The organism is Bradyrhizobium sp. Y36 (assembly GCF_002531575.1).
GTDB lineage: Bacteria > Pseudomonadota > Alphaproteobacteria > Rhizobiales > Xanthobacteraceae > Bradyrhizobium.
Genome location: NZ_NWTI01000016.1, coordinates 56,349 through 74,433, shown reverse-complemented (window position 1 = coordinate 74,433; position 18,085 = coordinate 56,349). Strand labels below are relative to the sequence as shown.

The following is an 18,085-nucleotide window of genomic DNA, read 5'->3' as shown; positions in this document are numbered from 1 at the left end:
TGGTGTGCCCGGATCATTCCTACGCCATCCCGGCATCCACCCGAAAACACTGGCTGGTGATGCGCTGGCTGTCGTCGGAGGCGAGGAACAGTGCCATGTTGGCGATGTCCTCGGGCGTCACCGCATCGGGGACGGCCTGGCGCGCGCGCATCTCGGTGATGACCTTCTCGTCCGGATACCACAGCCGGCGCTGCCGCTCGGTGACGACCATGCCCGGCGCAATCGCGTTGACGCGGATGCGATCGGGGCCGACCGATCGCGCCAGCGAGTTGGTGAAGCCGACGACGGCCGCCTTCGCCGCGGCATAGACCGGCAGCGCCGGCGCGCCGCGCATCCAGGCGATCGAGGACATGTTGATGATCGAGCCGCCGCCGCGCGCCCGCATCTGCGGCACCACCGCCTGCGCGGCAAAGAAGACGTGCTTGAAATTGACGCCGGTCATCCAGTCGAACTCGGCGGGCGTCACCTCGGCCAGCACCTGCCGCTGGTCGTTGGCGGCGTTGTTGACGAGCACCGCGGCGTCGCCGAGCTTTCGCTGCACGTCCGTGATGGCGGTCCGCAAGGTATCGATATCCAGGAGATCGCAGGGCACGAACAGCGGCGCCGTGTTGGATGCGGCTGCGACTTCCGCGGCCAGCGCGGCGCCGGCCGCCTGGTCGATATCGAGGAACGCGACGCGGGCGCGCTGGGCGGCGAAGGCACGCACGAAGGCGGCACCGATGCCGCTGGCACCGCCGGTGATCAGCACCACGCGATCCGCGAGGCTCGAATAGGTCGTCTTCGTCATGCGATCAGTCGCTCCGTTTCGGGGTCGAACAGGCAAATGCGGCGAGTGTCGAGCGCGAAGGAGGCGGATGTGCCGGGCGAGGGACGGATGTCGGGCGAGATCCGCGCCATCGCCGGCTCGCCCCCAAGGCGCAGCGACACCATCGTCTCGGCACCGGTCGGCTCGACCATGTCCACCGGCGCCTCGACGAGGACAGGCGCTTCTCCTGAAAACGCGCGGCTGCCCTCGGCAATGCATTCCGGCCTGATGCCGACCACGACGTCGCGTCCGACGAAGGGCGCCGCGCCGTCATAGTCTCTCAGGCGCAGGCGGATCTGGTCCGGCCGGCCCGCGCCGATCACGGCCACCAGCCCGTCCTTGTCGCTCTCGAGCCGGCCCCGCATGGTGTTCATTGGCGGCGAGCCCATGAAGCGGGCGACGAACAGATTGGCGGGATAGCGGTACACGGTGTCGGGGTCGGCGAATTGCTGCACGCGGCCCTGATGCATCACCGCGATCCGCGTCGCCATCGTCATGGCCTCGATCTGGTCGTGGGTGACGTAGACGATGGTGGCGCCGATGCGCTGGTGCAGCCGCTTGATCTCCATCCGCATCTCCACGCGCAGCTTGGCGTCGAGATTGGAGAGCGGCTCGTCGAACAGGAAGAGCAGGGGATCACGCACCAGTGCGCGGCCCATCGCGACACGCTGGCGCTGGCCGCCGGAGAGCTGCGACGGCTTGCGCCCGAGCAGGGGCTCGATCTGGAGCAGTTTGGCGACATTCGCGACCGCAGCGTCCTGCGCGGTCTTGGGCACGTGACGGCATTCCATGCCGAAGGTGATGTTCTGCCGCACCGTCATCGACGGATAAAGCGCGTAGGACTGGAACACCATGGCGATGTCGCGGTCTTTCGGCGCGACATCGTTGACGACACGCCCGCCGATCTCGATCGTCCCGGCGCTCGGGCGGTCGAGCCCGGCGACGATATTGAGCAGGGTGGACTTGCCGCAGCCGGACGGTCCGACCAGCACGGTGAATTCGCCGCTCTCGATGTCGAGGGCGATGTCCTTCAGCACCTCCAGATTGGCGTAGCGCTTGGACAGATCGCGAATGCTCAGGGCTGCCATGACGTCTCCATCATTTCACGGCCCCGGCAGTCAGGCCGCGCACGAAGTATTTGCCGCCGAGGAGGTAGATCAACAGCGTGGGAAGCGCGGCGATGATCACCGCGGCGCTCTGCACGCCGTGCTGCGGGATATCGGCGACTGCGGCGGAGAGCGCGATGAGAGCCGCCGTGACGGGTTGCTGCTGGCCGGTCGTGAACGTCACGCCGTAGAGAAACTCGTTCCAGATGTGGGTGAACTGCCAGATCACGGTGACGATCAGGATCGGCGCGGACAGCGGCAGGATGATGCGCCAGAAGATGCGAAAGAAGCCGGCGCCGTCGATCCGCGCGGCCCTGATCAATTCGTGGGGAATGGCGACATAATAATTGCGGCAGAACAGGGTGGTGAAGGACAGCCCCTGGATGGTGTGGATCAAGACGAGGCCGGCCAGCGTGTTGATGAGACCGATATCCCGCAGCACGATGGTCCAGGGCAGAAGGCGCATCTGCTGGGGCAGGAAGAGGCCAAGCGTGACGATGCCGTAGATCCAGGTGTCGCCGCGAAAGCGCCACAGCGACACGGCGTAGCCAGCGATCGCGCCAAGCATGGTCGAGAAGATCGTCGCGGGGATCGTGACCAGCGCGGAGTTCAGCATGTACGGCCGGATGCCGGCGCAGGTCTCGGCGACGCAGAAGCCGCTCCAGGCGGCGGCGTAGTTGCTCCAGGCCAGGTGCTGCGGCCAGCCGATCATCGACCCCTGCGCGATCTCCTCGTTGGTCCGCAGCGAGTTCAGAACGACGACGATCAGCGGCGCGAGCCAGGCTGCGGCGATCAGCGAGACGACGAGATAGATCCAGATCCGGCGCGGGGCGAAGGTACGGTCACGCATGGGCGGCCCGCCGTCGCTGGAAATACCGCCAGGCCGCATACGGGAGCAGCACCGCCAGAAGGATGAGCAGCATCAGCACCGCCGCCGCCGCGCCCCGGCCGAGCAGGCTGCGCTGGAACATGAGGTCGTAGACGACCAGGGCCGGCAGCTGGGTCGCGATTCCCGGACCTCCATTGGTGAGGGCGCGGACGAGGTCGAACGTCGAAATCGCGAACTGCAACTGGATCACGACGACGGTGATGGTGATCGGCCACAGCGACGGCAGAATGATGCGCCGGTAGATGCGGACCGGGCCGGCGCCGTCGATCTGTGCGGCCTTGATGATGTCGGCGTCGACGGAGCGAAGGCCGGCAAGGAAGAGCGCCATGGCAAAGCCGGAGGATTGCCAGATCGCAGCGATGACGATGGTCCAGATCGCCATGTCGCGGTCGATCAGCCAGTCGAACCTGAAGGAGGTCCAGCCAAGATCGTGGACCAGCTTCTGGATCCCGAGGCCAGGATTGAGCAGCCAGCTCCAGACCGTGCCGGTGACCACGAACGACACTGCGAGCGGATAGAGGAAGATCGATCGCAGCACGTTTTCGCCGCGAATGCGCTGATCGAGCAGGATCGCGAGGATCAGGCCGGTCGCCGCGCTCAACACCACGAAAGCACAGCCGAACAGCAGCAGATTGTCGAGGGCGATCTGCCAGTTCCGCGATGCCGCGACCGCCGTGTAGTTGCGCAGTCCCACCCAGCCCGTAACGGGAATGAGCGTCGACGGTGTGAACGAGATCCAGATCGTCCACAGCGAGAACGACACGAGGTGCGCTGCGGACAGCAGCAGCGGCACCCAGATCATCAGATATTCGGGCAGCCGGCGCACCCATTCCGGAAGCGCCGGCCCGCCGGGCCTTATCGCAGCGGTGTTGCTCAACGCGCGCCCTCGACGGCCTCTGCGAGGCGGGTGGCGGCCTGCTCGGGCTTGATCGTCTTGTTCTTCACGTACTCCGTGATCACGTCGATCATCGCGGCGGTCATGCCGTTTTCCTGCGCCATGTTATGGGCCATGCTGAGGACGGCTTGGTTGCTGGCGATGGCGTTCTTAAGGGCCGCTGCGGTCGTCCGTTGCCCCTCCGACCAGCCTTCGCCGGACAGATCGACGTCGGTGCGCACGGGGATCGATCCCGTGATCTGCGAATACATGGTCTGGATCGCCGGATCCATGACGAGCTGGGCCATCAGCGTCTGGCCGGCCTGCAGGTCGGGCTCCTTGCGCTGCCAGAAGATGAAGGCGTCGGCGTTCAGCAGGAACACCGGCTTGCTGTTGTCGCTGGGGCCCGGGGCAATCGTGAAGTCCTCGAACTTGAAACCGGCATTGCGCAACACGCCCTGCGCCCAGCCGCCCATGATCATCATGCCCATGTCGCCGTCGACGAAGCGCTTCAGATTGGTCGAGAAGTGCTGAGCGCCGACATTGGGGTCCATCCAATCGGCGATCTTGCGCACCTGCGCGAACGCGGCCTTGATCTCGGGGCCTTCCAGGGCCTTCTTCTCGAGATTCATGATGGCCGCGCGATAGGCGAGCGGACTGATGCCGGCGAGAGCAGCTTCGAATTTCTGCCCGTCGTCCGGACGGGTGCCGCCGTTGGCGATGGGAAAGGCGACGCCGCCCGATTTCATCTTTTCGGCGAGGTCGTTGAACTCCGCCCAGGTGACGGGGATCTTGTCGGCCTTGGCCTTGTCCATCGCGCGTTTGGACAGGAACAGCATGTTGGTGCTGTAGATCTGCAGCGGCAATGCGATCCATTTGCCGCCCGGCTTGTGCAGCTTCGCAAGGTCCGGTGCGACGACCTTCTCATAGCCGGCGGCAGCGACCACGGCGTCGAGATCGACGGTCGGGGCAATCTTCGACCAGGCTGCAATCTCGGGACCCTTCAGCTGCGAGCAGGCCGGCGGATCGCCGGCCATGATCTGGGCGCGCAGCTTGTTCATCATCTCGGTGGTGAAGCCGGGGACGGGCGAATGCTGCCACACGCCGCCCTTCTCCTCGAACTTCTTGCCGAGCGCGGTGATGGCTGCGCCATCGCTGCCCGCGGACCATTGCGAGATGGCGGTCAGGCGCGGCTTGACGGCGCCTTGCGCGCGGGCAAAGGCCGGCAATGCGAGCGTGGCAACGGATCCAGCGAGCAGACGACGCCTTGTTGTCGTGATCGGCATTTCAGTTCCTCCCGGTGTGAAGTCTTTCGCGCGTGTGGACCATTCAGGCTCAGCGCATGTCAGGCGGCCTCCGTCGATGTCGCGGGCATGCCGCCTCGGCTGGCGAGACAGAAGGCGGCGAAGGCGAGGGCGGCTTGCGGGTCGTTGCCGGTCGACGGCGGCACGAAGGCGAGGGACACCTGCGCCAATTTGCGCCCGCCCAGCAGGCACGCGTCGACGCCCTCGACCACGGCGTTGCGATCGTCGTCGGCGAGTAGCGACGGCCAGCCGCTGATCGCGACACCCCCGCACGGCTTCACGTTCAGCGTATTGCCGATGGCAAGGCCAAGCCGGAACAGGCGTCGTCGCAGCTCCTGGCGCACGCGCGAGGTGAGCGTGATCGTGTTCACCCAGTCGCTGCCGAGCCGGAGCAATTCGGTTTCGGCAACGCCGAGAAGCCCGGCCACGGCGGGAAGCGACGTATATGCCTCGACGCAGCCGTGGTGGCCGCAGCGGCAACGTGGCCCGTCGGGGCCGAACACCATATGGCCGAGCTCGACCGGCTGCAGTGCGTCGGCCTCGGTGGGATCGTCCATCCAGGTGCCGGCAACACCCTGGCTGACCAGGACGAACAGATGGGCGTCGTTGAACGGATAATTCTCCGTGCGGGAGCGGTGGAACGTGGCGTGCGCGACGACCGAATTGGTGAATTCGAGCGGCACGTCGGCGAACATCTCGGCGAACATGCCGTTGATGCGCCGGACGTCACAGGGGATGATCGGATTGGCCGAGACGGTGAGACGGCCGAGGCCGGGAATGGAGACGCCGATCTGGGACAGCGTGATCCGGCGGCGACGCGTCCAGTCGCGCAGCAATGTCATGGCCTCGCGAAACACGCGGCCGACGGTCTCGGCGGTCGGTATCTTCGGCAGCGGCACCCGCTCGGTGTAGCGCAACTCGCCCGCCAGGCTGCCGACGCCGACGCTGAGATGCTGTGCGGCCAGCTCGAAGGCCGCAAGCGCAACCGAGCCATCGAGCGACACGAGGCCGGTCGGTCCGCCGACGTAAGGGGCAGGGCGCCGCACCTCCTCGATCAGGCCTTCGGATTTGAGGTCGAACAGGATGCGCGACAGGCTCGCTTCCGACAGCCGCACGGCCTTGGCCAGAGGCGGGCGAAACGAGCCGCCCGACTGAAGCAGATGAGTCAAAATGGCAGCGCGCGTCTGCCGCCGACTTCTCGGCTGCTCCGGCATTTCCATCCCTGTCGTCATTCTTACTTAGTGTAAGAATGCGCGCAGGGCCTTTCGGCTGTCAAGCGTTCGGCCGCGTGATGCGCCGACTTGTTGTTGTGCGTGGCAGCAACGTCGATAGCGGCGGCGCGACTGGTCTCGGCCTAAAACAAAAACGGCGCCATCTTGCGATGGCGCCGTTTCGAGAGCCGTATCGGCTCAAACCTTACTTGCGATCCTTCATCGGCACGTAGTCGCGCTTGGCGACGCCGGTGTAGAGCTGGCGCGGGCGGCCGATCTTCTGCTGCGGATCCTCGATCATCTCGCTCCACTGGCTGATCCAGCCGACGGTGCGGGCGACCGCGAACAGCACGGTGAACATCGAGACCGGGAAGCCCATCGCCTTCAGCGTGATGCCCGAATAGAAGTCGACGTTCGGGTAGAGCTTGCGGTCGATGAAATACTGGTCGCTGAGCGCGATCTTCTCGAGCTCGAGGGCCACCTTCAGCATCGGATCGTCACCATGGCCGGTCTCCTTGAGCACAGCGTGACACATCTTCTGCATGATCTTGGCGCGCGGATCGTAGTTCTTGTAGACGCGGTGGCCGAAGCCCATCAGGCGGACTTCGGAGTTCTTGTCCTTCACCTTGGCGATGAACTCGGGGATCTTGTCGACCGTGCCGATGTCATAGAGCATGTTGAGCGCGGCTTCGTTGGCGCCGCCATGCGCCGGGCCCCAGAGGCAGGCAATGCCCGCCGCGATGCAGGCGAACGGATTGGCGCCGGAGGAGCCGGCGATGCGCACCGTCGAGGTCGAGGCGTTCTGCTCGTGGTCGGCGTGCAGGATGAAGATCTTCTCCAGCGCGTCGGCCAGCACCGGGCTGACCTTGTAGTCTTCGCAAGGCACCGCGAAGCACATGTTCAGGAAGTTCTCGGCAAAGCCCAGCGAGTTCTTCGGATACACGAAGGGCTGGCCGACGGTGTACTTGTAGGCCATCGCCGCCAGCGTCGGGATCTTCGCGATCATGCGCATGGAAGCGATCATGCGCTGCTTCGGATCGTTGATGTCGGTGGAGTCGTGATAGAACGCGGCGAGCGCGCCGACGGCCGCAACCATGATCGCCATCGGATGGGCGTCGCGGCGGAAGCCCTGGAAGAAGCGGGCCATCTGCTCGTGCACCATCGTGTGATGGGTCACGCGGTGGTCGAAATCCTTCTTCTGCGCGGCGGTCGGCAGATCCCCGTAGAGCAGGAGGTAGCAGGTCTCCAGGAAGTCGCCGTGCTCGGCGAGCTGCTCGATCGGGTAGCCGCGGTATTCCAGCACGCCCGCGTCGCCGTCGATATAGGTGATCTTGGACTGGCAGCTCGCGGTCGAGGTGAAGCCCGGATCGTAGGTGAAAAGGCCCGACTGGCCGTAGAGCTTGCCGATATCGACGACATCAGGCCCGACGCTGCCGCTGAGAATCGGAAGATCGTAATTCTTGTTTCCGACCGTCAGCGTGGCGGTCTTGTTGCTTGGTTTTGCGTCCATCGTAGGTCCCCGATGTGTGGTGAAACGGGCCGGTGCCGGAGGCCCCGCGGAAGATCATTGGGGGCAGGCCGGAAGTTCCAGAATGTACGGGGAGATGGGTATATTATTGCTGTGTGCGCTGCAAGATCGCCGCACGCATGATCGACTTACGTCGTAGACTGATCCTTAAGCCGCCCAAGGCTCTCCTGGCGTCCCAGGACGTCCAAAACCTCAAATATACCAGGCGACGTGGTCCGTCCGGTCAGCGCGGCCCGCAGGGGCTGGGCGACAGCGCCGAGCTTGAGACTGTTTTCCTCGGCAAAAGCGCGCAGCGCAGCTTCGGTGGTGGCGCCGCTCCACGTCTCGACTTTCTCCAGCGCGGAATGAAGCTGGCCGATCAGCTTGCGGTTCTCTTCCGTCAGCAGCGCTTGCGCCTTGGCGTCGAGCTGCAGCGGCCGGTCCGCGAAGATGAAATCGGCGCCGTCGATCAGCTCGAGCAGCGTCTTGGCGCGCTCTTTCAGCGCCGGCATGGCTTTGACGAGCTGTGCCCGGGTGGTGTCGTTTAACTTGGCCTTAATCCCGTCGCGGGCGGGCACGACATGGTCGAGCACGTCCTCGAACATCTTCACGAGCGATTGATCGTCGGCGTGGCGGATGTAGTGGCCGTTGAGGTTTTCCAGCTTGGCGAAATCGAAGCGGGCGGCGGCGCGGCCGACGCTGGCGAGGTCGAAGGCTGCGATCATCTCCTCGGTCGAGAAGATCTCCTGGTCGCCATGGCTCCAGCCGAGCCGGACGAGGTAGTTGCGTAGCGCGGCGGGGAGGTATCCCATGGCGCGGTAGGCATCGACACCGAGCGCGCCGTGGCGCTTCGACAGCTTGGAGCCGTCCGGACCGTGGATCAGCGGGATGTGAGACATGCTCGGCAGGGTCCAGCCCATCGCATCGTAGATCTGCTTCTGGCGGGCCGCGTTGATCAAATGATCGTCACCGCGGATGACATGGGTGACGCCCATATCGTGGTCGTCGACCACCACAGCGAGCATGTAGGTCGGGTTGCCATCGCCGCGCAGCAGGACGAGGTCGTCGAGGTTCTCGTTCTGCCAGACAACGCGGCCCTGGACCTGGTCCTCGATCACGGTCTCGGCGGTCTGCGGCGCGCGCAGGCGGATGGTCGGCTTCACATCGGCCGGGGCGGTTGCGGGATCGCGGTCGCGCCATAGGCCGTCATAGAGGCGGGTGCGCCCTTCTGCGCGCGCCTTCTCGCGCATCGCGGCGAGCTCCTCTGCGGTGGCGTAACAGCGATAGGCCTTGCCGTCGGCCAGCAACTGCTCGGCGACCTCGCGATGGCGCGCGGCGCGGGCGAACTGGTAGATGACGTCGCCATCCCAGCCGAGCTCGAGCCATTTCAGCCCGTCGAGGATGGCGCCGATCGCCGCCTCGGTGGAGCGCTCCCGGTCGGTATCCTCGATCCGGAGCAGCATCTTGCCGCCATGCTTCTTCGCATAGAGCCAGTTGAACAGCGCCGTGCGGGCGCCCCCGATATGGAGGAAGCCGGTCGGCGAGGGGGCGAAGCGGGTGACGACGGAATCGGTCATTCTTGGCAGGGCCTATGCATTGGAGGCGGTGGTATATAACAGGACCGCAGCATAACTAAAGCCCATCAGCGGACCGCCAGACCTCGCTTAAGCCCGTGCCTAACCTCTTGGCTCAGCCGAGCGAATTTGGCAGAAGGACCGCTGATTTCCCGACAGGATTTTCGTAATGACAGAACCGGTGGCAACTGAGGTTGGGCGCGATTTCATTCGTGACATCATTCAGGCCGACCTCGACCAGGGCAAATACAGGGAGATCGTGACCCGGTTCCCGCCGGAGCCGAACGGCTATCTGCATATCGGCCATGCCAAGTCGATCGCGCTCAATTTCGGCATCGCCCAGGAGTTTCCGGGGCGCTGCCATTTGCGCTTCGACGACACCAATCCGGTCAAGGAAGAGCAGGAATACATCGATTCCATCCAGGCCGACGTGCGCTGGCTCGGCTTCGACTGGGGCAAGAACCTGTTCTTCGCCTCGGACTATTTCGACCGCCTGTACGAATGGGCCGAGAAGCTGATCGGCGACGGGCTCGCTTATGTCGACGACCAGACCCAGGAGGAGATCCGCCTGTCGCGCGGCACGCTGACCGAGCCGGGCAAGAACTCGCCGTTCCGCGACCGCAGCGTGGAGGAGAACCTCGACCTGTTCCGCCGCATGAAGGCGGGCGAATTCCCGAACGGCGCGCGCGTGCTGCGCGCCAAGATCGACATGGCTGCCGGCAACATCAACCTGCGCGACCCCGTGCTGTACCGCATCCTGCACGCGCACCATCCGCGCACCGGCACCAAGTGGCACATCTATCCGAGCTACGATTACGCGCACGGCCAGTCGGACGCGATCGAAGGCATCACGCATTCGATCTGCACGCTGGAGTTCGAGGACCACCGGCCGCTCTACGACTGGTTCATCGAGAAGCTGCCGGTGCCGTCGCAGCCGCATCAGTATGAATTCGCGCGGCTGAACCTCACCTACACGCTGCTGTCCAAGCGCGTGCTGACCCAGCTCGTCCGCGACGGCCATGTCGCCGGCTGGGACGATCCGCGGATGCCGACCATGGCGGGCATGCGCCGCCGCGGCGTGCCGCCGGCGGCCTTGCGCGAATTCGTCAAGCGCATCGGTGTGGCCAAGGCCAACAGCGTGGTCGATGTCGGCATGCTGGAGTTCTGCATCCGCGAGGAGCTGAACCGCACCGCGCAGCGGCGCATGGGCGTGCTGCGTCCGCTCAAGGTCGTGATCGAGAACTATCCGGAAGGGCAGACCGAGGAGCTCGAGGCGATCAACCACCCGGATGATCCCTCCGCGGGCACGCGCAAGATCACGTTCGGCCGCGAGCTCTATATCGAGCAGGACGACTTCATGGAGAACCCGCCGAAGAAGTTCTTCCGCCTGTCGCCGGGCAACGAGGTGCGGCTGCGCTACGCCTACTTCGTCAAGTGCACCGGCGTGATCAAGAACGACAAGGGCGAGGTGGTGGAGCTGCGCTGCAGCTATGACCCCGCCACCAAGGGCGGCAACGCGCCCGACGGCCGCAAGGTCAAGGCGACCATGCACTGGCTGCCGGCCGCGACGTCCGTGCCGGCGGAAATCCGCATCTACAACCAGCTGTTCTCCAATCCGAGCCCGGACGCGTCGAACTTCGCGGTCGATCTGAATCCGAATTCGCTGGAGATCCTGCCCGACGCCCGCATCGAGGCCTCGGTTGCCGAGAGCAATGCGACCGAGCCGATGCAGTTCGAGCGCCAGGGCTATTTCGTCCGCGACAAGGACTCGACGCCCGGCAAGCCGGTGTTTTCGCGCACCATCGGCCTGCGCGACACCTTCGCGAAGGAAGTCGCGAAGGGGTGATGCGCACATGAGCAACGAAGCCGACGCCATCGTTTCCGTCATCATCGAGAAATGGTGCGCCGGCTTCGCGACGCTCGATGCGGCCGCGCTCTCATCGTTGTATTCGAAGAACGCGTTCTTCTTCGGCTCCAACCCGAAACTCTATCGGGGCAGGGACGGCGTTTCCGATTACTTCGACGGCCTGCCGCGCTGGCGCAAGCCGAGCGCCGTATTCTCCGATGTGAATGCAGCGCAGGCTGGCCCTGACCTGATCAACATGGCCGCGACCATCTCGTTCGACCTCGCCGGCGAGCGGGACGATCTCATCGTCAAGATGAGCTGGGTCATCATCCGCGAGGACGGCGACTGGAAGATCGTCAATCACCACGCCTCGGCGCAGGCGCCGCTGATTTAGCGGATTCTCCGCTTGAGGCATTTCCGGATGTTGCCGGATTCGATATCATGTAGCGCTTCACCGCCTTCGGGAAAATGACAGGCGAGCGCTCCGCGAGGGAGGCCTTGGCCTGCTCGCCCATATCTTCCACACTGGTACGGCCGGTAAAGGTCATCTTACCCACAAGCTTGAATGAGCCGCGGGTAAAGTCGATAAAGATGCACCCGACATTTAAAATCTCATCCGAGCCAACCCGAAATCGCGCGAACTCCCCCAAGAGCTTGGTGCCCGCGGCACCTTCGCAGCTTACAGATTGCACGGCATATTTGCCCGCCGGCAGCATAATGGCTCCTCCGTAAGTCGCGCCGCTGAGGACGCGACCGAACAATGTCGGTGTGTCCTGGACCTTGACGGAGAATTTCTTTTCCGTGTCGGAGAGCAGGTCGACCCAGATTTGCTGACAGATTGTCGCGCGCGAACTCTCCTCGATCAGGCGTGCATGCATGAACACGAGACTGGAGCCAGGATTTTTCTCGTGGCTCTGCCTCACTCGCTGTTCAAAATCCGTTTCAGCACGTGCGATGCCACCGCTGACGAGCGAAAGGACCAGAAAGAGAGAAATACGGGGCTTCGTCATGAGCGGTCGCCGCGAAGGCAGGAGGAGGATGATCGAGTGCAATCTTTGATTGCGCAAAGCATGCGGCGCGTCCTGCGTCAAGCGCGACGGCTGAAGCGAGCGCTTCATTCGAACGAAAGCGCGCTCTCCACGTTATGAAGGGTCAACTGGAGAAACCCCATGCAAAATATCGCAGAGCATATGGAAGTCATCGGCGCGGACGGCGTTCATGTCGGCACCGTCGACAAGGTCGAGGGCAACCGCATCAAGCTGACCAAGAAGGACAGCGGTGAGGGCAGCCACAAGGGCCATCATCATTTCATCGACAAGGGGCTCGTCGCCGGTGTCGAGGGGAACAAGGTGCGGCTGTCGGCCAAGGCGGATGTCGCCGTGACCATGGAAGAGGAAAAGTAGGGGCGCCTTTTCGCGTTCCCGATTTGTGCCGCTATTCGCGCGGCCGCACGTTCCGGTAGCCTCGGCGCCCATCGCGTCGCGTAGGGTGCAGGGTTATGGCGGAGCCGGGCCGGCCGGGACGGTCCCAGGGAGTTGCCGGGACGTGGCCGGTCGGCCGCGTTGTGCCCGCCGGCGGCTTGGTCCCCGCGGGCTTCGGCATCTGGCCCGCAATCGTTGAAACATTACGCGAATGGGCCCGCGCCGAAGCCGGCCCCGGGCGCTTGCTGCCGTGGGTGCCGGTCGCCTTCGGCGGCGGCATCGCGCTGTATTTTGCCGCCGATCACGAGCCGGTGCTGTGGGTTGTCGCGACGACAGCCGTCGCACTCCTGCTTGGCGCGGTGCTGTTGCGGCGGAGCCGGCTGTTCGCGCCCGCGATCATGATTGCAGCGCTCGCTTCCGGCTTTGCCGTGGCGACCTGGAAGACGGCGCGCATCGCGCACACGGTGCTCGCAAAACCGCTCTATTCGGTGTCGCTGTCGGGCTTCGTCGAGACGCGCGACATCCGCGAGCGCACCGATCGCTTCGTGCTGCGCGTCACCGCGATGGAGGCGCAGCGCAGCGACGTCAAGCTGGAGCGCGTTCGCCTCTCCGTGCGCAAGGGCACCGCGCCCGAGGTCGGCAGCTTCGTTCAATTGAAGGCGCGGCTGATGCCGCCGCTCTCGCCGGTCCGCCCAGGCAGCTACGACTTCTCCCGCGACATGTTCTTCCAGGGTATCGGCGCCTCCGGCTTCGTGATGGGCGCGATCACGGCGTCGGTGCCGCCGCACACCGGCGGCCTGCGGCTGCGTTATGCCGCTTTCATGCAGGGCCTGCGCGATGCGATCGACTCTCGCATCCGCTCGACGCTCGAAGGTGACAACCGTGCGATCGCCACCGCGCTGCTCACCGGGCGGCGCGATGCAATCTCCGCGCCGGTCAACGACGCCATGTTCATCTCGGGACTGGGACACGTGCTCTCGATCTCCGGCTATCACATGGCGGTGGTCGCCGGGGTGGTCTTCTTCGCCGTGCGCGCACTGCTGGCCTTGATCCCGGGACTGGCGGCCGGCTTTGCCATCAAGAAATGGTCGGCCGCCGCGGCGTTGGTCGCAGCTGCGTTCTACCTGCTCTTGTCTGGCGCGGAGGTGGCCACGCAGCGTTCGTTCTTCATGACGGCGGTGGTGCTGATCGCGGTGATGGTCGATCGCCGCGCCATCACCTTCCGCACGCTGGCCGTGGCGGCGCTGATCGTGCTCGCGCTTGCGCCGGAAGCGCTGGTGCATCCGAGCTTTCAGATGTCGTTTGCGGCAACGCTCGGGCTGGTGGCGCTGGTGCAGATCGGCATGCCGAACCTGTTCGCCTCGCCCGATCATTCCGCCACCGCGCGCGTGGCGCTGTGGGGCGGCCGCGAGATCGCGATGCTGTTCCTGGCCTCGCTGATCGCTGGGCTCGCGACCACGCCCTATGCCGCCTTCCATTTCCATCGCGTCACACCCTATGGCGTGCTCGCCAATCTCGGTGCGATGCCCGTGGTCTCGGCGCTGGTGATGCCGGCCGGGCTGCTCGGCCTGCTTGCTGCGCCCTTCGGGCTCGACGGCGGGTTCTGGTGGCTGATGGGGATCGGCATCGAGTGGATGGTTGCGGTGTCGCGCTGGGTGGCGGCGCTGCCGGGCGCGGTCGGCCGCATCCCGGCGCTCGGCATCGCGCCGCTGATCGCGGCGAGCCTCGGCATCATCCTGATGGGCCTGTTGCGCACGCCCTTGCGCTGGTGTGGTGCCATCGTGCTGCTGGCCTCCATCGCCTGGGGATTGTCGGTGCGGCAGCCCGACATTCTGATTGCCGGGGACGGCGCGAGTGTCGCCGTGCGAGGCAGGGATGGGCGCCTGCACCTGATCAGGACGGGCAAGGACAATTTCCTTCTGAAGGAGTGGCTCGCAGCCGACGGCGATCCGCGCGATGCCGCGAGCGCCTCGCTCGCCGACGGCGTATCGTGCGACGAGTTGGGCTGCGTCACACCGCTCGCCGATGGACGGCTGGTGGCGCTGGCTTCGCGCATCGACGCGTTGGCGGACGATTGCAGCCGCGCCGCGCTGGTGGTGACGTCGCGGCCCGCGCCGATCGATTGTGGGGCGATGGTGGTGGACCGGCCGCGGCTGGTTCGTCAGGGCGCGCTGGCTCTGACGCGGCGCGGCGACGGCTTCTCGGTAGAGACGGTGAGGGCGAGAGGCACGAACCGGCCCTGGTCGCCGGCGGCTGCCGGCGATGCAGATTTCGAAGCAGGCCTCGTGCCGAAGGCGGCAGCTCCGCGCAGCAGGGATGCGACCCCCTCGGAGGTCGATGTTCAGGCCGAGGACTAAAGTCCCAGTCAGCCCGTCGGCAGGGGCGCGATGGGCGACCGACTGTCGGCGGTGATCTCAGGCTTGTGCTCGCGTTCGCCGAGCGGCTGTGTCACCGGCAGCTGCAGCACGGTGGCGCGCTGGCCTTCGACGAGCTGTGTCACCAGCACGTACTTGCCGTCAGGGAATTCGATCGCGTCATGATGGCGGTCGGGAATGTGGGGATCGATCTTGCCGAACTTGCCGACGCGGGAATTGACGGTGCGCGTCCAGATCCAGCGATTGTCGTAACGAACGTTGTCGGCAAAGGCGAGCTCAGTCCCGGGCAGCAGGCAGACCGCAACGGACAGATCGGCTTCGGAGGCGAAGCCGCGCGTCGAGGTGCCGCGGAAGGTTGTCGTGACGATCGTCTCGCCGACTTCGGCGGGACGCGTCGCGACGGCATGCAGGCTATAGTCACACATCGGGTTGCTCCTCATTCGAAGATGACGACCCGCACCTCACCTGGAGGCGCTGGCCTCGGAGTGGAAGCACGCAACGCTCTGCTTGGTTGTAGGCAAATCTACGGCTGGGATCCACGCGGCGCGATCACATTATCTTTTCCGATCCGATAGGAACAAAGCCATTTGCCGTGCATATGGCAGGCGCGTGTCGAGACCCGACGGGGATGAAGGTGTTGCGATCGTCAAGGCGATCGCGGGTTGCGACTGCAATCGCGCATCTGCCCGGTCATTGCCCGCGGCGCGCACACAGCCCACGGCGCTGATGCAGGGATCAGCGCCGTCGCGCAGCACTCAAAACGAACAGGTGCATGGCGGTCCAGGAAAACCCGCGCGATATTCTTGCTTCGCGCGGCCTGCCGAGGCTCTCGCCGTGAAAGATAAGGCCGGACAATCTGTGCAGTACCAGAAAGACCATCCAGCCGGAGCGGACAAATCATCCCCTCCAATTCCTGATCGGTGCTGCCGATCGGCGGCGCGTAACACGCGCCAGCAATTTCGGTATCGTGCTATCTTCGGACTCAGTACTTGCGGTAAAGACCGATCAGCTTGCCCTGAATCTTCACGCGGTTCGGCGGCAGGATGCGCACCTCGTAAGCGGCATTGGCCGGCTCGAGCGCGATCGAGGCGCCGCGGCGGCGGAAGCGCTTGAGGGTGGCTTCCTCATCGTCGATCAGCGCGACCACGATGTCGCCGGTATCGGCGCTCTCGTTGCGCTGGATCAGCGCCATGTCGCCGTCGAGGATGCCGGCTTCGACCATGGAATCGCCGCGCACTTCGAGTGCGTAGTGCTCGCCGGAGCCGAGCATGTCGGGCGGCACGCTGATGGTGTGGCTGCGGGTCTGCAACGCCTCGATCGGGGTGCCGGCCGCGATGCGGCCCATCACGGGCACCGCCACGGGCCGTTCGCCCTCGTCCGCCGGCGGGCTGGAGCTCGCGCGGACCCTGCCGAGATTGCCCTCGATGACGCTCGGCGTGAAGCCGCGCCGGTTGCTGGCGGCGGCCTGCAGCTCCGGCAGCTTGATCACTTCGATGGCGCGGGCGCGGTTGGGCAGGCGGCGGATGAAGCCACGCTCTTCGAGCGCGGTGATCAGGCGGTGGATGCCTGACTTCGAGCGCAGGTCGAGCGCATCCTTCATCTCGTCGAAAGAGGGCGGCACGCCGCTTTCCTTCAAACGTTCGCTGATGAACCGCAGAAGCTCGTATTGTTTGCGCGTTAACATCTCGACCAAAGTCCCCCGGTTGATGTCGTTCGATTCCGAGACGATGAATTCAGCGATAAGCCGCTACATCCTCGAAACAAATCATGAACGGACACTATATGTTCGATACATGTTCCGCAACTGCTTAATTTACCGTGAACGAAGCGAAACTCGCGGAATGCGTGTGATACGCAGTTCAGGCGGGGAGCCGCAGCACCTCGCAGGGGCTGCCGGCTTCGGCCTTCGGCGCGAACGGTGGGCGCACGAGAAGTACCTGTGCTGCAGCAAGATTCGCAAGCAGGGAGGAGTCCTGGTGTTTGACGGGAATGGCGATCTGCGTGCCGTCCTCGCGCAGCTCCAGGCGCGCGCGCAGATAATCCTCGCGCTGGTCGTTGGCGGCGAGATCGCGGCCGAGCACGGCGCGCTCGCGACGATGATGAATCACTGAACGGCCCGACAGCGCGCGAATCAGCGGCACCATGAACAGGAAGGCGCACACATAGGACGACACGGGATTGCCGGGCAGGCCGATCACGCGCATGGCGCCGAGCCGTCCGTGCATCATCGGCTTGCCGGGCCGAATCGCGATCTTCCAGAACGACATCGCGATGCCTTCGTCCCGAAGCGCCTGCTGAACCAGATCGTGGTCGCCGACCGACGCGCCGCCGGTGGTGATCAGGATGTCGGTACCGCTCTCGCGGGCGCGCCGGATGCCGGCGGAGGTGGCTGCCAGCGTATCGGCGGCGACGCCGAGGTCGATGGTCTCGGCGCCCTCGCTGCGGGCCAGCGCATGCAGGGCGTAGCCGTTCGAATAGACGATCTGGCCGTGTCCGGGCGTTGTGCCCGGCCGCACCAGTTCGTCGCCGGTGCCGAGGATCGCGACCTTCGGACGGCGGCAGACCGCAAGCTGCGGGTGATTCATCGCCGCGGCGAGCGCGAGGTCGCGCTCGGTGAGTCGGATTCCCTGACGCAAGAGCACGTCACCCTCGCGGAAATCGACGCCGGCCGGACGGATGTGCCGTCCGACGATCGCGGGCTCCTTGATCGTGACGCTGTTGGCGTCGGCGACGGTGTCCTCCTGGATCACGACGGCGTCCGCGCCGGCAGGGACGACGCCGCCGGTGAAGATCCGCACGGCTTCGCCGACGCCGACTGTTCCAGCGAACGGGCGGCCCGCCGCGACCTCGCCGATCACCGTCAGCCTGGAATCGATGTTGGCGGCATCGGCCGCCCGTAACGCATAGCCGTCCATCGCCGACATGGCTTGCGGCGGCTGCGTGCGCCGCGCCGCAACGTCGTGCGCGAGCACGCGGTGATAGGCTTCGTCGAGCGAAACCATCTGTTCGGGCAGCGGCTCTGCACCCGCCAGCACCGCAGCAAGGGCGTCGGAAACCGGCATCAAGGCCACGGCGATACTCCAGCTCGGCACGTTCGGACGAAATGTTCCGACAGTCTTCTAGCCGAGTGAAGGGGGAAGCAAAAGGAGGCGGGACGCAGGTCACGCCCGGCG

Annotated in this window: 16 protein-coding genes; 4 read left to right on the top strand and 12 right to left on the bottom strand. The window is 65.2% G+C overall.

Going from position 1 to position 18,085, the window contains the following annotated elements:
• Positions 1 to 19 precede the first annotated feature (19 nt).
• The 8 genes from CO669_RS24220 to gltX form a co-directional block, all read right to left on the bottom strand.
• Entirely contained in the window at positions 20 to 787 is a 768-nt protein-coding gene (locus CO669_RS24220) for an SDR family NAD(P)-dependent oxidoreductase (protein WP_097662458.1), read from the bottom strand.
• Entirely contained in the window at positions 784 to 1,893 is a 1,110-nt protein-coding gene (locus tag CO669_RS24215; protein ID WP_097662457.1) for an ABC transporter ATP-binding protein, read from the bottom strand. Before CO669_RS24215 ends, CO669_RS24220 begins: the two co-directional genes overlap by 4 nt.
• 10 nt (positions 1,894 to 1,903) lie before the next feature.
• Positions 1,904 to 2,761, bottom strand: coding sequence for a carbohydrate ABC transporter permease (locus tag CO669_RS24210; protein ID WP_198964235.1), 858 nt, complete (start codon positions 2,759 to 2,761; stop codon positions 1,904 to 1,906).
• On the bottom strand, positions 2,754 to 3,602 hold the full coding sequence (locus CO669_RS24205; RefSeq protein WP_097662555.1) for a carbohydrate ABC transporter permease: 849 nt from the start codon (positions 3,600 to 3,602) through the stop codon (positions 2,754 to 2,756). Before CO669_RS24205 ends, CO669_RS24210 begins: the two co-directional genes overlap by 8 nt.
• Before the next feature lie 71 nt (positions 3,603 to 3,673).
• Positions 3,674 to 4,960: an ABC transporter substrate-binding protein gene (locus tag CO669_RS24200; protein WP_097662455.1), complete on the bottom strand. Its 1,287-nt coding sequence runs from the start codon at positions 4,958 to 4,960 to the stop codon at positions 3,674 to 3,676.
• 59 nt (positions 4,961 to 5,019) lie between these two features.
• Complete coding sequence (locus tag CO669_RS24195) at positions 5,020 to 6,198, bottom strand: ROK family transcriptional regulator (protein WP_198964241.1); 1,179 nt, start codon at positions 6,196 to 6,198, stop codon at positions 5,020 to 5,022.
• 196 nt (positions 6,199 to 6,394) lie between these two features.
• Complete coding sequence (gene gltA / locus CO669_RS24190; protein WP_097662453.1) at positions 6,395 to 7,699, bottom strand: citrate synthase; 1,305 nt, start codon at positions 7,697 to 7,699, stop codon at positions 6,395 to 6,397.
• Positions 7,700 to 7,845: 146 nt separating this feature from the next.
• On the bottom strand, positions 7,846 to 9,273 hold the full coding sequence (gltX, locus tag CO669_RS24185; protein WP_097662452.1) for a glutamate--tRNA ligase: 1,428 nt from the start codon (positions 9,271 to 9,273) through the stop codon (positions 7,846 to 7,848).
• 166 nt (positions 9,274 to 9,439) lie between these two features.
• On the opposite strand from gltX, the gene CO669_RS24180 reads away from it, so the two are divergent.
• Positions 9,440 to 11,116: a glutamine--tRNA ligase/YqeY domain fusion protein gene (locus CO669_RS24180; RefSeq protein WP_097662451.1), complete on the top strand. Its 1,677-nt coding sequence runs from the start codon at positions 9,440 to 9,442 to the stop codon at positions 11,114 to 11,116.
• Between the two features lie 7 nt (positions 11,117 to 11,123).
• Positions 11,124 to 11,510 (top strand): nuclear transport factor 2 family protein, encoded by a 387-nt coding sequence (locus CO669_RS24175; RefSeq protein ID WP_158228788.1) that lies wholly within the window; start codon positions 11,124 to 11,126, stop codon positions 11,508 to 11,510.
• Here the strand turns inward: CO669_RS24175 and CO669_RS24170 are convergent.
• Entirely contained in the window at positions 11,473 to 12,126 is a 654-nt protein-coding gene (locus tag CO669_RS24170) for a hypothetical protein (protein WP_143278718.1), read from the bottom strand. The genes CO669_RS24175 and CO669_RS24170 overlap by 38 nt on opposite strands.
• A 159-nt stretch (positions 12,127 to 12,285) precedes the next feature.
• Here CO669_RS24170 and CO669_RS24165 point away from each other — a divergent pair, with 159 nt between their 5' ends.
• On the top strand, positions 12,286 to 12,519 hold the full coding sequence (locus CO669_RS24165) for a DUF2171 domain-containing protein (protein ID WP_015685840.1): 234 nt from the start codon (positions 12,286 to 12,288) through the stop codon (positions 12,517 to 12,519).
• 95 nt (positions 12,520 to 12,614) lie between these two features.
• Positions 12,615 to 14,894 (top strand): ComEC/Rec2 family competence protein, encoded by a 2,280-nt coding sequence (locus CO669_RS24160; RefSeq protein ID WP_097662449.1) that lies wholly within the window; start codon positions 12,615 to 12,617, stop codon positions 14,892 to 14,894.
• An 8-nt stretch (positions 14,895 to 14,902) separates the two neighbouring features.
• On the opposite strand, the gene CO669_RS24155 is transcribed toward CO669_RS24160, so the two are convergent.
• From CO669_RS24155 to CO669_RS24145, 3 genes are all read right to left on the bottom strand, one after another.
• The gene (locus CO669_RS24155; protein ID WP_097662448.1) at positions 14,903 to 15,337 is read right to left on the bottom strand and encodes a hypothetical protein; all 435 of its coding nucleotides are present in this window, start codon (positions 15,335 to 15,337) and stop codon (positions 14,903 to 14,905) included.
• Positions 15,338 to 15,894: 557 nt separating this feature from the next.
• Entirely contained in the window at positions 15,895 to 16,596 is a 702-nt protein-coding gene (lexA, locus tag CO669_RS24150; protein ID WP_097662553.1) for a transcriptional repressor LexA, read from the bottom strand.
• Between the two features lie 175 nt (positions 16,597 to 16,771).
• Positions 16,772 to 17,983, bottom strand: a complete 1,212-nt coding sequence (locus CO669_RS24145) for a molybdopterin molybdotransferase MoeA (RefSeq protein WP_097662447.1) — start codon at positions 17,981 to 17,983, stop codon at positions 16,772 to 16,774.
• Between the last annotated feature and the right edge of the window lie 102 nt (positions 17,984 to 18,085).

Coding starts and splice junctions, on each gene's coding strand:
- CO669_RS24200 (WP_097662455.1), bottom strand. CDS start 4,960: ATGCCGATCACGACAACAAGGCGTCGTCTGCTCGCTGGATCCGTTGCC.
- CO669_RS24170 (WP_143278718.1), bottom strand. CDS start 12,126: ATGACGAAGCCCCGTATTTCTCTCTTTCTGGTCCTTTCGCTCGTCAGC.
- gltA (WP_097662453.1), bottom strand. CDS start 7,699: ATGGACGCAAAACCAAGCAACAAGACCGCCACGCTGACGGTCGGAAAC.
- lexA (WP_097662553.1), bottom strand. CDS start 16,596: ATGTTAACGCGCAAACAATACGAGCTTCTGCGGTTCATCAGCGAACGT.
- CO669_RS24195 (WP_198964241.1), bottom strand. CDS start 6,198: ATGGAAATGCCGGAGCAGCCGAGAAGTCGGCGGCAGACGCGCGCTGCC.
- CO669_RS24155 (WP_097662448.1), bottom strand. CDS start 15,337: ATGTGTGACTATAGCCTGCATGCCGTCGCGACGCGTCCCGCCGAAGTC.
- CO669_RS24210 (WP_198964235.1), bottom strand. CDS start 2,761: ATGCGTGACCGTACCTTCGCCCCGCGCCGGATCTGGATCTATCTCGTC.
- CO669_RS24165 (WP_015685840.1), top strand. CDS start 12,286: ATGCAAAATATCGCAGAGCATATGGAAGTCATCGGCGCGGACGGCGTT.
- CO669_RS24175 (WP_158228788.1), top strand. CDS start 11,124: ATGAGCAACGAAGCCGACGCCATCGTTTCCGTCATCATCGAGAAATGG.
- CO669_RS24215 (WP_097662457.1), bottom strand. CDS start 1,893: ATGGCAGCCCTGAGCATTCGCGATCTGTCCAAGCGCTACGCCAATCTG.
- CO669_RS24205 (WP_097662555.1), bottom strand. CDS start 3,602: ATGATCTGGGTGCCGCTGCTGCTGTCCGCAGCGCACCTCGTGTCGTTC.
- CO669_RS24160 (WP_097662449.1), top strand. CDS start 12,615: ATGGCGGAGCCGGGCCGGCCGGGACGGTCCCAGGGAGTTGCCGGGACG.
- CO669_RS24180 (WP_097662451.1), top strand. CDS start 9,440: ATGACAGAACCGGTGGCAACTGAGGTTGGGCGCGATTTCATTCGTGAC.
- gltX (WP_097662452.1), bottom strand. CDS start 9,273: ATGACCGATTCCGTCGTCACCCGCTTCGCCCCCTCGCCGACCGGCTTC.
- CO669_RS24220 (WP_097662458.1), bottom strand. CDS start 787: ATGACGAAGACGACCTATTCGAGCCTCGCGGATCGCGTGGTGCTGATC.